Origin of the sequence: Actinomadura xylanilytica (assembly GCF_030283145.1) — a bacterium.
In the GTDB taxonomy this organism is placed as follows: Bacteria; Actinomycetota; Actinomycetes; order Streptosporangiales; family Streptosporangiaceae; genus Spirillospora; species Spirillospora xylanilytica.
In genome coordinates, this window is record NZ_JASNWE010000001.1 from 1,119,613 (window position 1) to 1,138,790 (window position 19,178).

The window sequence follows — 19,178 nt, forward strand, 5'->3', positions numbered from 1 at the left end:
TCCTCCTCAGGGCAGGCGGGGAAGCGGGGTCCGCTCCAGCAGGTCGGCCCTCAGCCGGGCCCGGTGGAACCCGTCGCCGCCCCAGGCCGCGCGCAGCGCGAACACCCGGTTGAGCCAGAGCTGGAGGTCGAGCTCGCCCGTGTACCCGATCGCGCCGTGCACCTGGAGTGCGGTGCGGGCGGCGCGGTGCGCGGCGCGTCCCGCCGCGTTCTTGGCGGCCGACACGTCCCGGGACGCCGACGGCGCCTCGTGCGCGAGGGAGTAGGCGGCGCGGTGGACGAGCGGCGCGGCGAACTCCAGGCCGATCGCCACATCGGCGAGCTGGTGCTTGACCGCCTGGAACGAGCCGATGACCGTGCCGAACTGGCGCCGCTGCCCGGCGTATCCGACGGTCTCGTCCCGCAGCCGCCGGCCGAGCCCGAGGAGCTGGGCGGCGGTGGCGACCGCGGCCCGGTCGAACGCGGCGGGCGCGTCGGCGGTGGCGGTCAGGCCGTCGGTGAACAGCCGCCGCGTCGCGTCCACGGAGCCGTGGGCGGTCAGCGTGACGTCCTCCTTCGGGACGGCGGTCGAGCCCGCCACGATCACGTCGGCGAGGTCGGCGTCCGGGAGGTAGGGGGTGTCCGCGGGACGCGCCGACACCACCAGCGTCCCGTCCGCGATCGACGCCAGCCGCCCGGACGGGACCGACAGCGGCCCGACGACCGCCGTCTCGACCAGCGGGCCGGGCACCGCGGACCAGCCGGTCTCCTCGTAGGCCAGGACGGTGTCGAGCGGGGTCAGGCCGAGCCCGCCGTGCTGCTCCGCGACGTGCGCGCCGAGCAGCCCGATGTCGGCGAGCGCCCGCCACGCCGGTCCGGGACGGGCCGACCCGTCGCCGGCGGCCCGGACGCTCTCGGGCGGGCAGGACTTGCCGAGCACCTCGCGGACGGCCTCGGCCAGCAGCCGCTGGTCTTCGGTGAAGGAGAACCTCATCGTGGCAGCCCCAGGACGCGTTCGGCGATGATGTTGCGCTGGATCTCGTTCGTCCCCGCGTAGATGGGCCCGGCGAGCGCGAACAGGAACCCGTCCAGCCACGGCCCGGACGCGGGCGCGCGGGGGCCGAGGAGCTCCAGGGCCAGCTCGTGCATGCGCAGGTCCAGTTCGGACCAGAAGACCTTCATCAGGCTGGACCCGGCGCCGAGCTGGGCGCCCTCGGCCAGGCGGGCGGCGGCGGCGAAGGTGTGCAGCCGGTAGGCCTCGCTGTCGGTCCACGCCTGGACGGCCGCGTCCCGCAGGGTCTGGTCGCCGCTGCCGCGGGCCAGCTCCAGCAGGCGGTCGGCCGTGGCCATGAACCGTCCCGGGCTGCGCAGCGTCAGGCCGCGCTCGGAGCTGGTGGTGGCCATCGCGACCTTCCAGCCCTGTCCGACGCCGCCGAGCACGCCGTCCGCGGGCACGCGGACGTCGTCGAAGAAGATCTCGGCGAAGCCGTGCTCGCCGTCGAGCTGCGCGATCGGCCGGACGGTGACGCCCGCGCTGTCCAGCGGGAGCATGAAGTAGGTGAGGCCGCGGTGCCGTTCGGACTCGGGATCGGTGCGGAACAGGCCGAAGCACCAGTCGGCGTACACGGCCCGGGAGCTCCAGGTCTTCTGCCCGTTCAGCCGCCAGCCGTCGCCGTCGGGGGTCGCGGTCGCGCGCAGGGCCGCGAGGTCGCTGCCGGCCTCGGGCTCCGACCACGCCTGCGCCCAGACGTCGTCCGCGCGGGCCATCCGGGGCAGGTGCCGGGCCTTCTGCCCATCGGTGCCGTAGGCCATCAGCGTCGGCGCGAGGAGGAAGATCCCGTTCTGGCTCACCCGTCCGGGCGCACCCGCGGCCCAGTACTCCTCCTCGAAGATCAGCCAGTCGATCAGGTCGGCGCCGCGCCCGCCGTGCTCCTCGGGCCACGACACCGCCGACAGCCGGGCCGCGGCGAGGGCCCGTTCCCAGTCCCGGTGCCGGTCGAAGCCCTCGGCGGTGTCCATCGAGGGCAGCGGGCCGGGCGCGTTCGCGGCGAGCCACCCGCGCACCTCGGCACGGAACGCCTCCCGGCGCGGGGAGAAGGTGAGATCCACACGACCTCCGAAGATAACCAACCTAGCGACCGCTTGGTACGCTAGCGCCCATGATGCTGAAGGGCAAGGTCGCGGTCATCACCGGCGCGGGCCCCGGCCTCGGCCGCACGCTCGCCGTCCTCATGGCCCGCGAGGGCGCCGACGTGGCCGTCGCCGCCCGCAGCGCCGCCACCCTGGACGACACCGCGGGCCGGGTACGGGCCGAGAACCGCGCCGCGCTGCCCGTCCCGACCGACGTCTCCGACCCCGACCAGGTGCGCGACCTCGCCGCCGCCGTCATCGACCGCTTCGGCCGCGTCGACGTGCTCGTCAACGCCGCGTTCCCCGGCACCCACCGCAGGAACGTCCTGGACATGGACGCCGCCTACCTGGAGCAGTGGCGCCGGACCGTCGAGACCGCCACCTTCGGCACCCTGCTGTCGTGCCGCCACTTCGCGCCGCACATGGTGGCCGCGGGGGGCGGCTCGATCGTCAACCTGACCTCGATGTCGAGCCGCGCCGGCTACGCGGGCCGCAGCGACTACGCCGCGGGCAAGGCCGGCGTGCACCTGCTCTCGCACTGCCTCGCCGACGAGCTCGGCCCGTCCGGCGTGCGCGTCAACTGCGTCGCCCCGGGCTGGATCGCCAGCGACGTCCTGGAGGACTGGATGCGCACCCGGGCCGCCGCCGAAGGCGTCCCCTACGAGGACGTCCTCGCCCGCGACGTCGGCGCCATGGCCCTCCGCCGCATCGCCACCGAGGAGGACGTGGCCCGCGCGGTGATCCACCTGGCCTCCGACCACGCCAAGGCCACGACCGGCGCCACCATCGACGTCAACGCCGGCCAGCACTTCACCTGACGCGCCGCCTCAGAGCAGCCGATCGCCGTCGTGCACCCGCACGAACGGCCCGCCCGCGAAGGCGTCCACGACCCGCACGCCCCGCGCTTCCGGCATCCGCTCCACCGCCTCGTCCACCGTGAGCCAGGCGACCTCCGCGGCCTCCGGGGTCGCATGCCCGCCGCCCTCGACCACACGGCAGCGGAAGGCCAGCGTCACCACGCCCAGCACCATGTTCTTGTAGACACCGGTGAGCACCTCGGACGCGACCGTGACACCCGTCTCCTCCAGCACCTCACGAACGACCCCCACCTCCGGCCGCTCGTCGAGCTCGAGCACCCCGCCCGGCGGCACCCATCGGCCGTCGTCCGAACGCCTGATGGCCAGGACACGTCCGTCCGTCCGCACCACGACCCCGGTGACACTCACCGAGTGCAACGGCGGCTCAGCCCTCATCGCCCGCCGCCCACTCGTACGACAGCCTCCACAGATGGCTCGGGAACACGTTGAGCGCGACCTCCAGCGGCTCGTCACCCTCGCCCAGGGCGAGCCGCTGCACCTCGAGCACGTACTGGGCGCGGCTGATGCGCAGAAAGTCCATCTCCTCGGTGAGCGGGCGCCGCGCCTCGGTCTCCTCCACGAAACGGACCACCTGGTGGCCGCGCTCCGCGAGCCGCCGATAGATCCCCGCAGGGCCGGTGTCGGGCAGGGCGAGATCGACGCTGCCCGCCTTGGACAGTGGAATGTAGGACGCCGCCATCTGCACCGGACGCTCGTCGGCGAACATGTGCCGCCTGCGGACCAGCACCTGTTCACCGGCCGGGACGCCGAGCAGCCCGGCGACGCCTTCCGTCGCGCCGACGGCCTCCACCTGGACCAGCTCGGTGCGCGGGCTGAGGCCGGCGCTCCTCATCTCCTCGGCGAAGCTGCTGCCCGCACCATCGCCTCGCGCGGGGATGCGCCGGACGCGCTTGACCATCGCCTTCTCAAGGACGAATGATCCGCGCCCGTGCTCGGTCCGGATCAGTCCCTCGGCCTCCAGCAGCGTGATCGCACGATTGATCGAGGTCTGGTTCAGCCCGTGCCTGCGTGCCAGTTCGGGCTGGCTGGGCAGGGCGTCTCCGGGGCCGAACTCACCGCGGACGATCGCCGCGCGCAGATCGTCCGCGACCTGGCGATAGCGCGCCCTGGGCCGCTCCAAGCCCATCTTTCCCCCTTGGCCGATGCCCCCTGTGTCGACCATAGCGGCGCGCATCCGGCGCCCTGTCCGGAGCAGTCTGGAAACACGTAGGGGCCGTCGTCGGTGAGGGCGCCCCGGCAGACCTCAGCACCCGGCGACTGTTCACTTGACGGGTCCACTCGTCTCGCTGGCGGCTCCGGTTCAGCCGGCGGGGATGACGAACATCGCGGTGGCCTCGACCGTGGTGCGGCCGTCGGGCCCGATGACGCGCCCGTCCACGAAGGTCTTGCGGCCCTCGGCCCGGACGGCCTTGGCCTCGACGGTGAGCCGGGCGCCGTACGGGGTGGGGCGGCGGTAGCGCAGCTCGAGCGTCGCGGTCATCCCGGGCGTCCCGTTCGCCGCCGCGGCGACGCCGAGGACCTGGTCGAGCACCAGCGCCGACACGCCGCCGTGGACGAAGGACGGCGGGCCCTCGTAGACGGCGCTCAGCGTGAACTCGGCGCGGGCGGTGCCGTCGGGCAGGATCTGGATGTCGACCGGCGGCGCGACCGGGTTGAGGGGGCCGCCGACCGGGCCGGCGAGCTGCCTGACCAGGCCGTTGGCGCCGAGCTCGGCGATCGGCGGCGCGTCCCGGCGGACGGCCGACAGCCGGGCGGTGAGCAGCGCGACCTCGGCGGAGACGTCGGCGACCTCCTCCTTCGGGGCCCCGGTGAGGACCACGGCCTCGATCAGCTCGCGGACCCTGGCCGCGAGGCCCGCGAGCACCGCCACCTGGTCCTCGTCCATCGCGTGCGGCTCCCGCGCCACCATCGCGCGCTGCATCGCCGCTTCCGCCCCGCTCATCCAGCCTCCCCAGCCGCACCATGTCCGAACATGATTCTAGAAGGCCGGACGGGACGCGGCCGACGGCGGGGTCAGGGGGCGCGCGGATCGTCGCGGGCGAAGCCGACGGTCTCGTCGACCGTCAGCGCCATGCCCCGCTCGAAGTGCTCGGCGAAGCGGTCGGGACCGAGGGCCTCGCGCGCCCGCCCCTCCAGCTCGCGGTGCAGGTCCTCCAGCGCCGGGTCGCCGAGCCTCGGCACCCCGACCTGGGCGGGGAACCGGGCCGCCGCGCCGAGCAGGACCGCGCCGTCGGCGTAGCGGCGCTGCCGCGCGTAGACCCAGCCGAGCAGCTCGAACCCGTTGGTCAGTCCCACCAGGTCCTGGACCCGCCGGAACCCGGCCAGGACGGTCCGCAGCTCCCGCGCGCACCCGTCGACGTCATCGAGGAACCAGTGCGCGAGCGCCTTGACGTAGGCGATCCAGGAACGGGCCCAGACCTCGGCCGGCGCGTCCTCCAGCAGCCGCAGCGCCTCGTCGCACTCGGCCAGCGCGGCCTCGGACGCGCCGGACTTGGCCCGGTGGAAGCCGCGCAGCATCCGGAGCATGATCAGGTCCTCGCGCGGGCCGCGGACCAGCAGGATGCCGAGCGCCTCATCGAAGCACCGCCCGGCCCGCCCGGCGTCGCCCATGAACGTGGCGGCGGTGCCGAGGGTGCGCAGCGCCCGCCCGCAGCCGATGTCGTCGCCGCGCCGTCCGGCGAGCCTGAGCGCCTCGTCGGCCAGCGGCATCGCCCGCGGCGACTCGCCCTGGTTGGTGCGCAGGTAGGCGCTGCGCCAGAGCGCGTCGGCCCGTTCGGGGAACGGGCCGGTGACCGCGGCGAGCCCCCGGTCCAGCCAGTAGCGCCCCTCGGTGAAGCGCGACCGGCACAGCCAGCCGCTCCACAGCGAGGCCGCGAGCCGCAGCCCGGCTCGTTCCTCGCCCGGGACGGTGAAGCAGAACTCCAGCGCCGCCCGGACGTTGTCGCGCTCGGCGTCCAGCCGCCGCAGCCACCGGTCCTGGTCGTCGGTCAGCCAGGCCGCGGCGGCCCGCCCGGCCAGCCGCGCCAGGCAGTCGCGGTGCCGGGCGCGCAGCGGCTGGACGGGCTCCACCTCCTTCAGCCACGCCGCGCCGTACTCGCGGAGTGTGTCGAGCATGAGGTGGCGGCCGTCGGCGGCGCGCTGCACGATCGACTTGCCGGCGAGCCCGGCCAGGCACTCGGCCACCGCCTCCCGGTCCAGCCGCGAGTCGGCGCAGACCTCCTCGGCCATGGCCCGGTCGAAGCCGCCCGCGAACACCGAGAGCCGCGCCCACAGCAGCCGCTCGGGCGGGGTGCACAGCTCGTGGCTCCAGCCGATCGCGGTGCGCAGGGTCTGGTGCCGGACGGTCTCGGACGGCCCGTCGCCGAGCAGCCAGAACCGGTCGTCGAGCCGCTTCAGCAGCCCTTCCAGCGACAGCGTCCGCAGCCGCACCGCCGCCAGCTCGATCGCGAGCGGGATCCCGTCGAGCCGGCCGCACAGCAGCACGACCACGTCGCGGTTGGCGGCGGTGAGGGTGAACCCGGGCAGCGCGTCGCGGGCGCGAGCGGCGAACAGCTCGACCGCCTCGCCGCCCGACCGGGTCACCTCCAGCGGCGGCACCGCCAGCACCTGCTCGCCCGGCAGGTCGAGCGGCTGCCTGCTGGTCACCAGCACCCGCACGCCCGGGCAGGCGCGCAGCACCGTCATGGCGAACGCGGCGCAGTCGGCCACCAGGTGCTCGCAGGTGTCCAGGATCAGCAGGCAGCGCCGCGCGCGCAGGCACTCGACCAGCAGGTCGATGGTGGGGACCGCCATCGAGTCGCGCATGCCCATCGACATCGCGACCGTGTCGGCGAGGAGCGCGCCGTCCCGCACCCCGGACAGCTCGACCATGCACACGCCGTCGGGGTGATCGCCCGCCAGCTCGCGCGCGGACCGCATCGCGATGCGGGTCTTGCCCACCCCGCCGGGGCCGGTCAGCGTGACCAGCCGCGCCCGCTCGAACGCGGCGCGCACCGCACCGAGCTCGCGGGTCCGCCCGACGAACGCCGTCGCCTCCTCGGGCAGCTCGTCCTGGGGCCGCCACGCACGGTCCATCGTCTCGCCTCTCACCCGTACCCGGCACTGCCCCCGTGCCTCCAAGTATGGGTCCGGTCACCGGGTACGCCAGAGAATTTCACCGATTCGCGAATCTGTCCGGACGAGGACCGCGGGACGGCGGTCAGCTCGGGCGGACGCTGCCGACGATCCTCTTCAGGTCGCGCGGGGACGCCGCGTCCCCGACGCCCTGATCGGAGAACAGGACGAACACGGTGGTCTTGCCGGCGGCGGTCCCCGTCGCCGGGACCGCGAGGGCGTGCACCACCGCGCGCGGCGGGACGCATCCGCCGGGCGCCTTGACCAGCACGTCCGCGCGGACGTGCACGGCGTTGACCCGGCCCACCCGCACGGTCTCGGCGGGCGCCAGCGACACCGCGGGCGCCAGGGCGCCCTCGCGCGCGTAGGCGCCCGCCGCCCACGTGCGGGCCGCGTGCCCGGCCACCTGGGCGGGCACGCCGTCGACGTACTGGTTGAAGCCGGAGGCGGCCCGCTCGGCGGGCTCGCCGCAGTACCCCTCGCGGAACACGGCGGTGGCGCTCATCGCCGCCGTCGGCTTGCCGCCCGCGTCCTCGAACCCGATGAGCAGGTCGGGGCTCTTGACCCGCCACGATCCCGGGACGTCGTAGGTGAGCCCGTACTTCCCGCTGCTCACCGCCTTCCAGCCCTTCACCCGCGGCGGGACGGTGCTGACCGGCTCGGGCGGCTGGGGCTTCGGCGCGGCGGTCGGGACGTCGTGCCGCAGGTTCCCGGCGACGTCGCCGGAGTCGGCGAAGAAACCGGCGAGCTGCCGCCCGGCCACCACCAGCACGACCAGCAGCACGAACGCGAACGGGACGTACACGGCCGGGCCCCGGCGGCGGCGGCGCGTCCCGCCGTCGAGGAGGACGCGCGCGGACGAGGAGGGCGCGTCGTCCTCGGGGGCACGCCCGGGGAAGGCGGGCACCTTTTTGAAGTCGGGCGGCTTGGCGAAGCCGGACGACTGGGCGAAGCCGGACGGCGGGGCGGAATCGGACGCTCCGGAGGAGGAGCCCGACCCCGGCGGCCGGGACTTGCCGGAATCGTCCGGCCGGTCCCAGTCCTGCCCGGGGAGGGGGTAGGGATTCGTCCGGCCCCTCGCGGCGCCCTCCCCCGTCCCGCCCGGCTCCTCGTCTTCGCGCATGAGCGGTGACCGTAGCGCACCTTTCGCCCGTTCGGCGGCCTCAGCCGAGATAGGCCGCGCGGACCGCGGCGTCCGCCCGGATCCCGGCCGGGTCGCCGTCGGCGATGACCGTGCCGAGATCCAGCACGACGATCCGTTCGCAGGCCGCCATGACGAAGCCCACATCGTGCTCGACCAGCAGGACGGTGGCGTCGAGGGCGCCGATGACGGCGGCGAAGAGCGCGGCCTGGTCGGCGTCGAGCCCGGAGGTGGGCTCGTCCAGGAGCAGGACCGAGGGGTCGTCGGCGATGGCGCGGGCCAGCTCCACCATCCGCCGCTGCCCGATGGGCAGGTCGGCGGCGTAGTCGGAGGCCAGGGCGCCGATGCCGCACCGCTCCAGCACCTCGGCGGCGCGGTCGCGGCGCTCGCCCTCCAGGCGGCGGCGGGCACGCCGGCCGACGAGGTCGGCGGCCAGCCCGCCGCCCCCGCCGCGCCACTCGACGGCGGCGAGCACGTTGTCCAGGACGGTCAGCCGTCCGAACACCTGGGGCCGCTGGAACGTCCGCCGCACCCCCAGCCGGGACCGCTGCACCGCCCCGGTCGACGTCACGTCCTCGCCGCGCAGCCGCACCGCGCCAGACGTGGGCCGGCGCAGCCCGGTCACCACGTCGAACAGGGTGGTCTTGCCGGCCCCGTTCGGCCCGATCACCCCGCAGGTCTGGCCCTCCGCGACCGTGAAGCTCACCCCGCTGAGTGCGTGCACGCCGCCGAACCGGACGCTGACGTCCTCGATTCCGATCACCGGTCTCCCTCCATCCCGCCCGCGCCCTCCGGGGCGAGGGGCCGCCCGCCGCCCGCCGTCCCGATCCCGAGGTAGGCCGCGGTCAGCCGGTCCTCGTCGACCTCCGCGCGGTCGCCCGCCCAGGAGATCCGGCCGAGCCGCATGAACGCGACGGTGTCGGCCAGCGCGAGGACCTCGCTCGCCTTCTCCTCCACCACCAGCAGCGCGACGCCGCGGTCGCGCAGCTCGCCGAACAGCTCGAAGACCTGCTCGACCACCAGCGGCGCCAGCCCGAGCGACGGCTCGTCGGCGACCAGCACCCGGGGCGGCCGGACCAGCGCCGGGGCCAGCGCCAGGATCTGCTGCTCGCCGCCCGACAGCGCGCCCGCGGCGACCGTGCGACGTCCGGCGAGCTTCGGCAGCCGCTCGTACACCCGCGCCCGGTCGGCGGCGGACGGCAGCCAGACCGTGAGGTTCTCCTCGACGGTCAGCGCCGGGAACACCCCGCGTCCCTCGGGCGCGAGGTAGACGCCCTGGCGGGCCCTGCGGTGGGCGGGCCAGGCGGTGACGTCGGTCCCGTCCAGCAGGACGCGCCCGGCAGTCGGGGCCAGCATCCCGCCCGCCACCGCGCACGCGGTGGACTTGCCCACGCCGTTCGCGCCGAGCAGCGCGACGACCTTCCCCGCCGGGACCTCCAGGTCGACGCCGCGGAGCACGGTCGCGTCGCCGTAGCCGGCCACGACGCCCTCGAGCCGCAGCACGGGACCGGCGGCGCCGCCGGTCCCGGCCGGGACCGGCTCGGCGGCGGGGGCCGGTCCCGTCCCACTGCGGGCGACGGCGACGGCGACGGCCTTCGCCTCGGTGAGCCGTTCCTGCCTCTTGCGGCGCCGGTAGCGGCGCTCGGCGAACTGGGCGAGGATCCCGTCCGGGTGCCGGGCGAGGACCATCCCGCCCAGCCCGAAGAGGATCAGCCCCACGTACTGCGAATCGGTGATCTTGGACAGCACCTCCGGGGACAGCGCCATGATCAGCCCGCCCAGCACCGCCCCGCCGATCCGCCGCACGCCCTGGAGCACCACCACGGCCAGCCAGACGAACCCAGTCAGCGCGGGCAGGTCGGTCGCGGTGATCTGCCCGTTGAACGTCGCGTACAGCACGCCGCCGAGCCCGGCGATCCCGGACGCCAGCGCGAACAGCGTGATCTTCGCGCGGGTGCCGGAGATGCCGATCGACTGCGCGGCGGCGGGCGCGGAGCGGACGGCGAGGATGGCGCGTCCGGACGCGGAGCGTTCCAGGTTGCGGATCAGGAGCGCGACCAGGCCGATGACGGCCAGGAGGAGGACCACCCGGACGCGCGGGTCGTTGGTGTCGGCGAAGCCGAGGGAGAACGCGGGGAGCTTCCAGCCGACGGTCCCGTTGCTGAACGCGTCGATCTGGAACAGCACCTGGTCGGCCAGCAGCGCCAGCGCCAGCGTCGCCAGCGCCAGCACCCGGCCGCCCAGGCGCAGCGCGGGCAGCGCCACCAGGATCCCGGCCGCGACGGCCGCCAGCACCCCGATCAGCACCGCGAGCGGGAAGGGCAGCCCCTTGCTGAACGCCAGCCCGGCCGACAGCGCGGCCAGGGCCGCGAACGACGCCTGCGCCAGGTTCACCATCCCGCCGATGCCGGTCACCACGACGAACGAGCAGAAGATCAGCGCCAGCACCAGCCCCTGCGCGACCAGCCCCACCCAGTAGTCGTCGCCCAGCGCGAACGTCCACACCAGCAGCGCCGCGACCGACAGGCTCCACGGCAGCGCGCGCCGCCAGCGCGGCAGGTCGGCGAGGTAGTCGGGCGGCGGTGCGTCCTCGGCGATGGACCCGGCCGTCCGCCCCCGGGCCCGGCCCAGCACCAGCAGCCCGCCGAGCAGCAGGATCGCCGGGACCGCGGTGCGGAATCCGGTGACCTTCTCGGCGAAGTCGGCGTAGCCGGCGACCAGGTTCTGCACGACGCCGAGCGCCAGGCCCGCCGCGAACGTCACCGGGATCGACTGCAACCGTCCGAACACCGCCGCCGTCGCCGAGGCGAACAGCAGCACGGTGAACGCGTTGGAGTCCAGGCCGAGCGCGGGCACCGCCAGCACCCCGGCCAGCCCCGCCAGCGTGGAGCTCAGGATCCACGCCTGCGCCGAGGCCGCGTCGGCGTCCACCCCGCGCAGCGCGGCCAGCCCGCGCCGGTCGACGGTCGCGCGCATCCGCAGGCCGAGCGGGGTGTGCCGCATGACCGCCCACAGCGTCCCCGCCGCCAGCACCGCGAGCGCGAACGTGGTCACCTGGTCGGAGTCGATGCCCACCCCGCCGAACGGATGCCAGGTGTGCACCGGCCGCGGCCCGAGCCCGCGCGCCGACGCGCCCTCGGTGACCTTCGGCAGATCCGCGCCGAACGTCTCGACCAGCACGTCCACAGCCCACAGCCCGAGCGCCGGCAGCGCGATCGTCAGGCCGATCGTCGCCACGATCTGCGCGGTCTCCCCCGCCGCGGCCAGTCCCCGGAACATCAGCCGGTGCAGCAGGTAGCCGAGCAGCGGCGCGACCAGGACGATCGCGACCGGCCCGCTCACCCACACCGGCCAGCCGAGGCCCGCGGTCAGCTCGAAGAAGATCAGCGCGGTCAGGAACCCGACGGCGCCGTGCGCGAAGTTGAACACTCCGGTGGCCGAGTACGACAGCGTCAGCCCGGACGCCATCAGCGCGAAGACCGCGCCGGTCACCAGCCCGCTCAGGACGTAACCGAGGAGTTCGGTCACGGGTCACCTCCAGGTGCGCCGGGTACCGCTAGAGGACGGTGTTGTCAAAGCACTTGAGGTGCTGGGCGACCTTGAACGCGCCGCCCTCCAGCTTGACCAGCGCGCCGCAGCCGTTGGAGGCGGTCTTGGCGGCCGGGAACTCGATGCGGCCGAAGCCCTTGTTCTGGTAGCTGAACGCCTCGGCGGCCTTCATGAACGCCTCGCGGGTGAGGTCCTTGCCCGCCTTCTCCGCCATCTTGAGGAAGACCTCCGCGGACCAGTAGCCGGTGGCGGCGTGCAGGTCGAGCACGGCACCCGCACCGCCCGCCTTCTCCAAGTCGGCCTTCATCTGCGCGACCTCGGGAATGTCGGACTCGTACGGCTCGAACTGCGGGGCGGCGAACACCCCGTCCAGCGCCGCGGTGGTCTGCGGGTCGCGCAGGACGTGCGGGTCGTAGGAGGTCGCGTCGGTGATCAGGCCCTTGAAGCCGGCCTTCTTCAGCGCCGAGTACAGCCCGGAGTTGAACTTGCCGCCGGCCATCACCGAGACCAGCACGTCGGGCGCCCTCCCGCCGGGCCCGCTCTTCATGATCTTGTTGACGTACGGGGACCAGTCCTGCGGGGGCGCCTGCGCGGGCAGCGCGGCCGAGGTGCCGGCCATGCCGAAGCCGGCGGCGGTGAACGACTTGGACATGGTGGAGATGGCGTACTTGCTCGCGGTGGAGTCGGTGGCCTGGATCCAGACGGTCCTGCCCTCGGCCCCGCCGAGCTGCGCGGCGACCTGGTGGCCCCACCAGGTCTGGGTCTTCTGGCCCGGCTGGGGGGCCAGGCAGCCGTTGAACCCGAACGCGCTCTGCTTGCCGCACCAGAACGGACCGGTGGCCCAGCCGATCCACGGCACCTTCTGCTGCTCCAGGAACTCGGCGCCGCCGAACTGCGGCGCGCTGACCGGCACGAGCGCGAAGACCTTCTCCTTCTGCACCAGCTTCCGGGTCGCCGCGGCGCCCTTGTCGGGCGTCATCCCGTCGTCCTCGGCGCCGACGAACTCGATCTTGCGGCCGTGCACGCCGCCCTCGGCGTTGGCCCGGTCGAAGCGGGCCTTGGCGCCGAGCTCGGCGCCGCCGGTGGAGTAGCCGGTCGCGCTGGTCTCGGTGAGCACCCCGCCGATCTTGATGGAGTCGCCGGTCACCCCGGCCGTCCCGGCACCGCCCGACGCCTCGTTGCCGGTGGCGCAGGCCCCCAGCACGGTGGCGACCGCCGCGAGGGCGGCGGTCCGCAGCATCGTGGACGTCTTCATGGCGCCTCCAGGCACATTGACGGGCACGTTCGAGGCGACGGCACATGATGTGACCTAGCGCTCGCTTGGTCCGGAGGGTAAGTTCGCCGGGGAGAGCCTGTCAACGGGTCTACCTGGCCTCCTGTACGAAAGTGAGCCACGAAGTGACGAGCACGGTGATGCGCGCGGCGCTGCTGCGGGAGTACGGCGCCCCCCTCCAGATCGCCGAGGTGGAGGTCGGCGCGCCCCAGTCCGGCGAGGTGCTGGTGAAGATCGCGGCGTCCGGCGTCTGCGGCTCCGACCTCAAGGCCATCGACGGCAGGAGCCCCGTCGTGTCGCACCTGCCCTGCGTGCTCGGCCACGAGAGCGCGGGCGTGGTCGAGGCCACCGGGCCCGGGGTGACCTCGGTCCGGCCCGGCGACCATGTGATCATCGCGATGAACGGGCCGTGCGGCCGGTGCCGCAACTGCTCGCGCGGCCGGGCGTTCCTGTGCAGCGGCAAGGCCCGGATGACCGCGATCATGGGCCTGATGGCGGACGGCGGCACCCGGCTGAGCAGCGGCGGCGAGGTCGTCCGGCCCTACATCGGGATCGGCGCGTTCGCCGAGAAGGCCGTGGTCGGCGAGGCGATGTGCGTCAAGGTGAGCCCGGACGCCCCGCTCGACCTGCTCGCGCTCACCGCGTGCGGCGTGGTCACCGGCGTCGGCGCGGTGCTCAACACCGCCCGGGTCGAGGCCGGGTCCAGCGTGCTGGTGGTCGGCTGCGGCGGGGTCGGGCTGAACGTGGTCCAGGGCGCGGTGCTGGCCGGCGCCACCACGATCATCGCCGCCGACGTGGCGCCCGGGAAGCTGGAGATGGCGGCCCGGTTCGGCGCCACCCACACCGTCCTGTCCGACGACCTGCCCAAGCAGGTCGGCGAGATCGTCCGCGGCGGCGCCGACTACGCCTTCGACGTCACCGGCGTGCCCGAGGTGCTGGCCAGGACGTTCGCCGCGACCCAGCCGGGCGGCACCACGGTGATGGTGGGCAGCCCCGCCGCCGGGAAGGACCTGGAGATCCCGCCCGGCCAGCTCTTCGGCTCCCGGCGGCTGATGGGCACCCAGGGCGGCGACGCCACGCCCGCCCGCGACCTCCCGCTGCTGGTCGACCTGTACCGGCGCGGACGGCTCAACCTGGAGGGACTGGTCAGCGAGCGGGTCCCGCTCGAGGCCGTCAACGAGGCCGTCGCCCACGTCCGCTCGGGCGCCGTCGCCCGCTCGGTCATCGTGTTCGACTGACCGGCGCCCGGCCGCCCCACCGGCTCAGGAGCGGGTCATCGTGCCGGACACCCCCCAGGTGCGGCCCTTCTCGGTGCCGGTGTAGTTGAACAGGATCGTGCGGGGGCCCTTGCGGGTCACCGTGACCGTCCCGGAGTCGACGCACTTGTCGGGACGGTCGGTGATCCGCTCGCGCAGCGTCAGCGTGCCGCCCGCGTGCCCGGCGAAGCTCTCGACCCCGCCGCAGCCCTGGTCGGGGTACCTGATCCGGCCCGGGCCCCGGCCGGCGGGCAGGGTGAGGATCACGTTCAGCATCTTGCCGTCGCTCTGCCGCAGCCGCCCCTTCCAGGTGCCCTTGTAGGCGGCGGGGATCCCGGTGGGCGGCGGCTTCCGCGTGGGCTTCGGCTTCGGCCGCCTGGTCTTGGACCGCGTGGGCGAGGCCTTCGGCTTCGGCTTCGAGGAGGTGGCGGACGGCGTGGCCACCGGCGGGGGCGGCTGCGCGCCGGTACCGCCGCCCCGGTCGCTCAGCACGACGATCCCGACCACGGCGGCCACCGCGACCGCGATCACGGCGGCCGACACCGCGACGACCCCGGACACGCGCCGCGCGGGCGCGGGCCCGTACGCGGAGGGCGGATAGGGGCCCGCCGCGTTCACCATCGTCGCCTGCATCGCGCCCGGTGCTGCACCCGCACCTGAACCCGGTCCTGCACCTGGGCTCGCGCCCGGCCCCGGCCCCGCGCCCTGTCCCCAGCCGGGGCCCGCGGCGCCTCCGGTGACCGCGCCGCCCGCGGCGGCGTGCAGCGCCGCCGGGGGCATCGGGCCGGTCGCCTGGACCTCCTGCTCGCCGAGCAGGGTGCGCAGCGCCTCCGGGGCCGGCGGGCGGGCCGCCGGGTCCTTGGCCAGGCAGCGCAGCACGAGGTCGCGCAGCGGCCCGGTCAGCTCGCCGAGGTCGGGGTCGTCCCGCACGATGCGGCCGACCACCGCGGTCAGCGTGTCGTCCCCGAACGGCGGCCGTCCGCACGAGGCGAAGACCAGCGTCGCGGCCCACGCGAACACGTCGGCGGGCGGCCCGGCCCGCTCGCCGGAGAACTGCTCGGGCGCCATGTACGCGGGGGTGCCGATCATGCCGCTGGACGTGATCGTCGCGCCGTCCAGCGCGCGGGCCACGCCGAAGTCGATGACCCGCGGGCCGTCCGGCCCGAGCAGCACGTTGTGCGGCTTGAAGTCGCGGTGCACCACGCCCGCCTGGTGGATCGTGACGAGCGCGGTCGCCGTCCCGACCGCGAGCCGCTCCAGGGTGCCGCCGGTGCGCGGCCCGTCGGTCGTGACCACGCGGTGCAGCGAGGGACCGTCGACGTACTCGCTCACGATGTAGGGGCGGTCGCCCGCCAGGTCCGCGTCGAGCACGGCCGCGGTGCAGAATCGCGAGACCCGCTTGGCGGTCTCCAGCTCGCGGATGAACCGCGCGCGGGCCTCCGGATCGTTGCCGAGCCCGGTGCGCAGCAGCTTGACCGCGACCCGCCCGCCCCCGCCGCTCACGGCCTCGCCCGCGTAGACGACGCCCTGGCCGCCCGAGCCGAGCCGCCCGGACAGCCGGTACGGCCCGAGCCGGCGCGGATCCTCTGGGCGCAGCGCTTCGGCCGCTGGCATGGCCCCTCCCCCGGTAGGTGAGGCGCCGCCGAGCCGCGCCCAGTTCACGTTGATCTCCCCGATGATCTCCCTTTGGGGCGAAAGGAACGCTACTGACCGATCAGTCCGGCCGCTACTCGAACCGGGCCGGACGCGCGGAAGGCATGCTCAGGACCGCCGCACCGGTGCTACAGGTGGGCGCGCGCGTACTCGTCCAGGACGGGCAGGACCACCTCCCGTCCCGCCGCGGGCACGCGCAGCACGACCTCCTCGATGCCGAGCGAGGCGTAGTAGCCGAGCTTCTCGCGGGACGGCAGTGTCCCGAACGGGATCACCGGCACCGTGTCCCGCCCGGCGGCGGCGCACGCCTCGCGCAGGGCGGGCAGCGCCTCGCGGATCCCGGCGCCGCCGATCGGCATCCATCCGTCGCCGTACTCGGCGATGTGCGCGAACAGCGTGGGGCCGGGGGCGCCGCCGAGCAGCACCGGGACGCGCCCGGCCGGTTTGGGCCACGACCAGGTCGGCGCGAAGTCCACGAACTCGCCCTTGAACGCCGCCTCGTCTGCGGTCCACAGCTCCCGCATGGCCAGCACGTGCTCGCGGGCCATCGCCCGCCGCCGCTTCCACGGGACGCCGTGGTCGGCGGCCTCCTCGGCGTTCCAGCCGTACCCGACGCCGAGGGTGAAGCGCCCGCCGGACAGCCGGTCGAGGGTGGCGATCGCCTTGGCGGTGACGATCGGATCGCGCTGCGCGGGCAGCGACACGCCGGTCCCGAGCCGGATCCGGCTCGTCACCGCGGCCGCCGCCGCGAGCGCCACGAACGGGTCGAGCGTGCGGGCGTACTCCTCCGGCAGGTCGTCCACCCCGGTGGGGGCCGGGGTGTCCCTGGCGACCGGGATGTGGGTGTGCTCGGGCAGGTAGAGGGAGGCGAAGCCGCGCTCCTCGGCCTCCCGGGCCAGGTCGTGCGGCTCCATGGTCAGGTCGGTGGCGAACATCGTGACGCCCAGCCGCATGCTCACAGGCTCCTCCTCGCGCGACACGGGTCACACCCTATCCACTCGACCAAGCGATTGCTCGGCTGTTCGGATTTGATGTAGCGTGCGCTTGTTCGGGAAGTCGCGGCCGGGAGGCCGCGACCGGTGGACCGGCCCCGCAGGCCGGCCGGGAGAACAGAGATGAGGTCCCATGCCCTTCGCCGACCTGGGGGACGTGCGTCTCTTCTACACCGACGACGCGCCCGGAGACGGCGCCGCGGACGGCACCCCCGTCCTGCTGGTGCACGGCTTCGGCGCGGACGGGCTGGACTGGGCCTGGCACATCCCCGCGCTCCGCGCCGCCGGCCACCGGGTCATCGTCCCCGACCTGCGCGGCCACGGCTCGTCCTCGGCCCCCGAGGACGGCTACCGCCCCGAGGACCTGGCCGGCGACCTCGCCCGGCTGCTGGACCACCTCGGCGTCGGGCGGGCCGTCATGTTCGGCCACTCGATGGGCGCGATGGTGGTGACCGCGCTCGCCCTCGCCCGCCCCGGCCTGGTGCGGGCGCTCGTCTGCGCCGATCCGGGCTACGGGCAGCCCGAGGAGGTCGCCTCGTTCCTGCCCGCGCTGGTCGACGGGCTGCGGCAGGACCCGCACGCGGCCGTCCTCCGCATGGAACCGGTGCTCTACGTCCCGGGCACCCCGGCGTTCGTCCGCGCCTCGCACACCCGCAAGATCCTGGCCACCCCCGCGCACGTGCTCTCCCAGGCGTTCCCGGCCATGTTCACCGCCGCCGGGGCATGGGGCGCACGGCCCGGCTCGGACGGCCCGGTGGCCGCCCGCACCTGCCCAGTGCTGACGATCTGGGCCGACGAGAAGTCGGCGGCCTGGGAGAACGCACTGCTCAAGCATCCCGCCTCCAAGGCCGTCGCCTGGCCCGGGAGCGGGCATCGGCTGCACGAAGAGCGGCCGGACAGATTCCTGAACGCCGTCAAGGACTGGCTAGAGGAACTCGACAAGCTCGACAAGGAGAAGTCCGCGTGAAGTTTTCCATCTTCCTGAACCCGCAGATCCCCGGGTCGGGCTGGGCCGCCGAGGAGAACGCCAAGGCCAGGCGGCCGATCGGACGCGACGTCGAGTCGTACCAGAAGCTGCTGGACGAGGTCCGCGAGATCGCGGTGCACGCCGACCAGATCGGCTTCGACGCGCTGATGATGACCGAGCACCACTTCCACTCCGAGGGGTTCGAGTTCTCGGTCAACCCGCTGATGTTCCTGACCGACCTGGCCGCCCGCACCGAGCGCATCCTGCTCGCGCCGCTCGGCCTGGTGCTGCCCGCCTGGGACCCGATCCGGGCCGCCGAGGACGTGGCGCTGCTCGACCACTTCTCCAAGGGCCGGCTGCGCCTCGGCGTCGCCCGCGGCTACCAGGCCCGCTGGGCCAACGTGCTCGGCCAGCGCTGGAACGCCGCCGCCGCCCGCTCGGACGGGTCCAAGTCCGACAACCGCAACTTCGACGTCTTCGGCGAAGTCCTCAAGATCATGAAGATGGCGTGGGCGAACGACAACCTGCGCTACAAGAGCGACGTGCTCGACTACGAGGTGCCCAACCCCTACAGCGGCATCGAGGGCTGGCCCGCGCAGGAGTGGACCCAGACCTTCGGCGCCCCCGGTGAGATCGACGAGAACGGCGTCATCCAGTCGGTCTCGGTCTGCCCCAAGCCGTACCAGAACCCGCACCCCGAGCTGTGGCAGCCGTTCACGGTGTCGGACCGGTCGGTCATCCGGGCCGCGCAGGAGGGCATCATGCCCTGGATGTTCACCCCGAATCCCGACGACCACGCCGCCAAGGCCAAGCTCTACCAGGAGGAGTGCGCCAAGCAGGGCCAGGACTACGCGCTCGGCGAGCACACCGGCATCCTGAAGATCGTCGGCATGGCGGACACCCGGGAGGAGGCCATCGCCACCTACGGCAAGGGGATGCAGAAGGACTTCGCGTCGTTCTTCGGCCCGTTCGGGTACCTGGAGGTGCTCCGCAAGAAGGAGGACGACAGCCACAAGCCCATCTCCCCGGAGAAGGGCGACTTCAAGCGCATGAACGAGGTCGAGATGGCGCTGCTCGGCACGCCGGACGACGTCAAGCGCGGCATCCAGCGGATGCTAGACCGGATGCCCGACCTGGAGTGGTTCGGCCTGTTCATGCAGGGCCAGCAGGGCGTGCTGCCGCTGGACACGGTCAAGCGCAACCTGGAGATGTTCGCCACCAAGGTGATCCCCGAGTTCCAGGACTGAG

General features: G+C 74.2%; 16 protein-coding genes. 4 read left to right on the plus strand and 12 right to left on the minus strand.

Going from position 1 to position 19,178, the window contains the following annotated elements; translation table 11 throughout:
• Positions 1-6: 6 nt before the first annotated feature.
• Together QP090_RS05220 and QP090_RS05225 are read right to left on the minus strand one after the other, a co-directional pair.
• Positions 7-972, minus strand: a complete 966-nt coding sequence (locus QP090_RS05220; protein WP_285937311.1) for an acyl-CoA dehydrogenase family protein — start codon at positions 970-972, stop codon at positions 7-9.
• A complete protein-coding gene (locus tag QP090_RS05225) occupies positions 969-2,087 on the minus strand; it encodes an acyl-CoA dehydrogenase family protein (RefSeq protein WP_285937312.1) in 1,119 nt (372 codons plus the stop codon). Before QP090_RS05225 ends, QP090_RS05220 begins: the two co-directional genes overlap by 4 nt.
• A 50-nt stretch (positions 2,088-2,137) precedes the next feature.
• On the opposite strand from QP090_RS05225, the gene QP090_RS05230 reads away from it, so the two are divergent.
• Positions 2,138-2,926, plus strand: a complete 789-nt coding sequence (locus QP090_RS05230) for an SDR family oxidoreductase (protein WP_285937314.1) — start codon at positions 2,138-2,140, stop codon at positions 2,924-2,926.
• A gap of 9 nt (positions 2,927-2,935) precedes the next feature.
• On the opposite strand, the gene QP090_RS05235 is transcribed toward QP090_RS05230, so the two are convergent.
• From QP090_RS05235 to QP090_RS05270, 8 genes are all read right to left on the minus strand, one after another.
• The gene (locus tag QP090_RS05235; protein WP_285937315.1) at positions 2,936-3,361 is read right to left on the minus strand and encodes an NUDIX hydrolase; all 426 of its coding nucleotides are present in this window, start codon (positions 3,359-3,361) and stop codon (positions 2,936-2,938) included.
• Positions 3,351-4,112: a GntR family transcriptional regulator gene (locus QP090_RS05240; RefSeq protein ID WP_285937316.1), complete on the minus strand. Its 762-nt coding sequence runs from the start codon at positions 4,110-4,112 to the stop codon at positions 3,351-3,353. The genes QP090_RS05235 and QP090_RS05240 overlap by 11 nt, the downstream gene beginning before the upstream one ends.
• 174 nt (positions 4,113-4,286) lie before the next feature.
• On the minus strand, positions 4,287-4,928 hold the full coding sequence (locus tag QP090_RS05245; RefSeq protein WP_285937317.1) for a PaaI family thioesterase: 642 nt from the start codon (positions 4,926-4,928) through the stop codon (positions 4,287-4,289).
• A gap of 71 nt (positions 4,929-4,999) precedes the next feature.
• Positions 5,000-7,060 (minus strand): ATP-binding protein, encoded by a 2,061-nt coding sequence (locus QP090_RS05250; RefSeq protein WP_285937318.1) that lies wholly within the window; start codon positions 7,058-7,060, stop codon positions 5,000-5,002.
• Positions 7,061-7,184: 124 nt separating this feature from the next.
• A complete protein-coding gene (locus tag QP090_RS05255) occupies positions 7,185-8,222 on the minus strand; it encodes a DUF8017 domain-containing protein (protein ID WP_285937319.1) in 1,038 nt (345 codons plus the stop codon).
• A gap of 40 nt (positions 8,223-8,262) precedes the next feature.
• Positions 8,263-9,003 (minus strand): ABC transporter ATP-binding protein, encoded by a 741-nt coding sequence (locus QP090_RS05260; RefSeq protein ID WP_285937321.1) that lies wholly within the window; start codon positions 9,001-9,003, stop codon positions 8,263-8,265.
• Positions 9,000-11,768 (minus strand): ABC transporter permease subunit, encoded by a 2,769-nt coding sequence (locus QP090_RS05265; protein ID WP_285937322.1) that lies wholly within the window; start codon positions 11,766-11,768, stop codon positions 9,000-9,002. The genes QP090_RS05260 and QP090_RS05265 overlap by 4 nt, the downstream gene beginning before the upstream one ends.
• A 28-nt stretch (positions 11,769-11,796) precedes the next feature.
• Positions 11,797-13,044: an ABC transporter substrate-binding protein gene (locus QP090_RS05270; RefSeq protein WP_285937324.1), complete on the minus strand. Its 1,248-nt coding sequence runs from the start codon at positions 13,042-13,044 to the stop codon at positions 11,797-11,799.
• Positions 13,045-13,202: 158 nt separating this feature from the next.
• Between QP090_RS05270 and QP090_RS05275 the strand changes: the two genes are divergently transcribed.
• Complete coding sequence (locus QP090_RS05275; protein WP_285938585.1) at positions 13,203-14,300, plus strand: zinc-binding dehydrogenase; 1,098 nt, start codon at positions 13,203-13,205, stop codon at positions 14,298-14,300.
• A gap of 24 nt (positions 14,301-14,324) precedes the next feature.
• Here the strand turns inward: QP090_RS05275 and QP090_RS05280 are convergent, their stop codons facing one another.
• The gene (locus QP090_RS05280) at positions 14,325-15,932 is read right to left on the minus strand and encodes a serine/threonine-protein kinase (RefSeq protein ID WP_285937325.1); all 1,608 of its coding nucleotides are present in this window, start codon (positions 15,930-15,932) and stop codon (positions 14,325-14,327) included.
• Positions 15,933-16,099: 167 nt separating this feature from the next.
• Positions 16,100-16,924, minus strand: coding sequence for an LLM class F420-dependent oxidoreductase (locus tag QP090_RS05285; RefSeq protein WP_285938586.1), 825 nt, complete (start codon positions 16,922-16,924; stop codon positions 16,100-16,102).
• Between the two features lie 172 nt (positions 16,925-17,096).
• Between QP090_RS05285 and QP090_RS05290 the strand changes: the two genes are divergently transcribed.
• Entirely contained in the window at positions 17,097-17,930 is an 834-nt protein-coding gene (locus tag QP090_RS05290; protein ID WP_285937326.1) for an alpha/beta fold hydrolase, read from the plus strand.
• Positions 17,927-19,177: an LLM class flavin-dependent oxidoreductase gene (locus QP090_RS05295; RefSeq protein WP_285937327.1), complete on the plus strand. Its 1,251-nt coding sequence runs from the start codon at positions 17,927-17,929 to the stop codon at positions 19,175-19,177. Before QP090_RS05290 ends, QP090_RS05295 begins: the two co-directional genes overlap by 4 nt.
• The last annotated feature ends 1 nt before the right edge of the window (position 19,178 follow it).

Coding starts and splice junctions, on each gene's coding strand:
- QP090_RS05220 (WP_285937311.1), bottom strand. CDS start 972: ATGAGGTTCTCCTTCACCGAAGACCAGCGGCTGCTGGCCGAGGCCGTC.
- QP090_RS05230 (WP_285937314.1), top strand. CDS start 2,138: ATGATGCTGAAGGGCAAGGTCGCGGTCATCACCGGCGCGGGCCCCGGC.
- QP090_RS05235 (WP_285937315.1), bottom strand. CDS start 3,361: ATGAGGGCTGAGCCGCCGTTGCACTCGGTGAGTGTCACCGGGGTCGTG.
- QP090_RS05240 (WP_285937316.1), bottom strand. CDS start 4,112: ATGGGCTTGGAGCGGCCCAGGGCGCGCTATCGCCAGGTCGCGGACGAT.
- QP090_RS05245 (WP_285937317.1), bottom strand. CDS start 4,928: ATGAGCGGGGCGGAAGCGGCGATGCAGCGCGCGATGGTGGCGCGGGAG.
- QP090_RS05250 (WP_285937318.1), bottom strand. CDS start 7,060: ATGGACCGTGCGTGGCGGCCCCAGGACGAGCTGCCCGAGGAGGCGACG.
- QP090_RS05255 (WP_285937319.1), bottom strand. CDS start 8,222: ATGCGCGAAGACGAGGAGCCGGGCGGGACGGGGGAGGGCGCCGCGAGG.
- QP090_RS05270 (WP_285937324.1), bottom strand. CDS start 13,044: ATGAAGACGTCCACGATGCTGCGGACCGCCGCCCTCGCGGCGGTCGCC.
- QP090_RS05275 (WP_285938585.1), top strand. CDS start 13,203: ATGCGCGCGGCGCTGCTGCGGGAGTACGGCGCCCCCCTCCAGATCGCC.
- QP090_RS05280 (WP_285937325.1), bottom strand. CDS start 15,932: ATGCCAGCGGCCGAAGCGCTGCGCCCAGAGGATCCGCGCCGGCTCGGG.
- QP090_RS05285 (WP_285938586.1), bottom strand. CDS start 16,924: ATGCGGCTGGGCGTCACGATGTTCGCCACCGACCTGACCATGGAGCCG.
- QP090_RS05290 (WP_285937326.1), top strand. CDS start 17,097: ATGCCCTTCGCCGACCTGGGGGACGTGCGTCTCTTCTACACCGACGAC.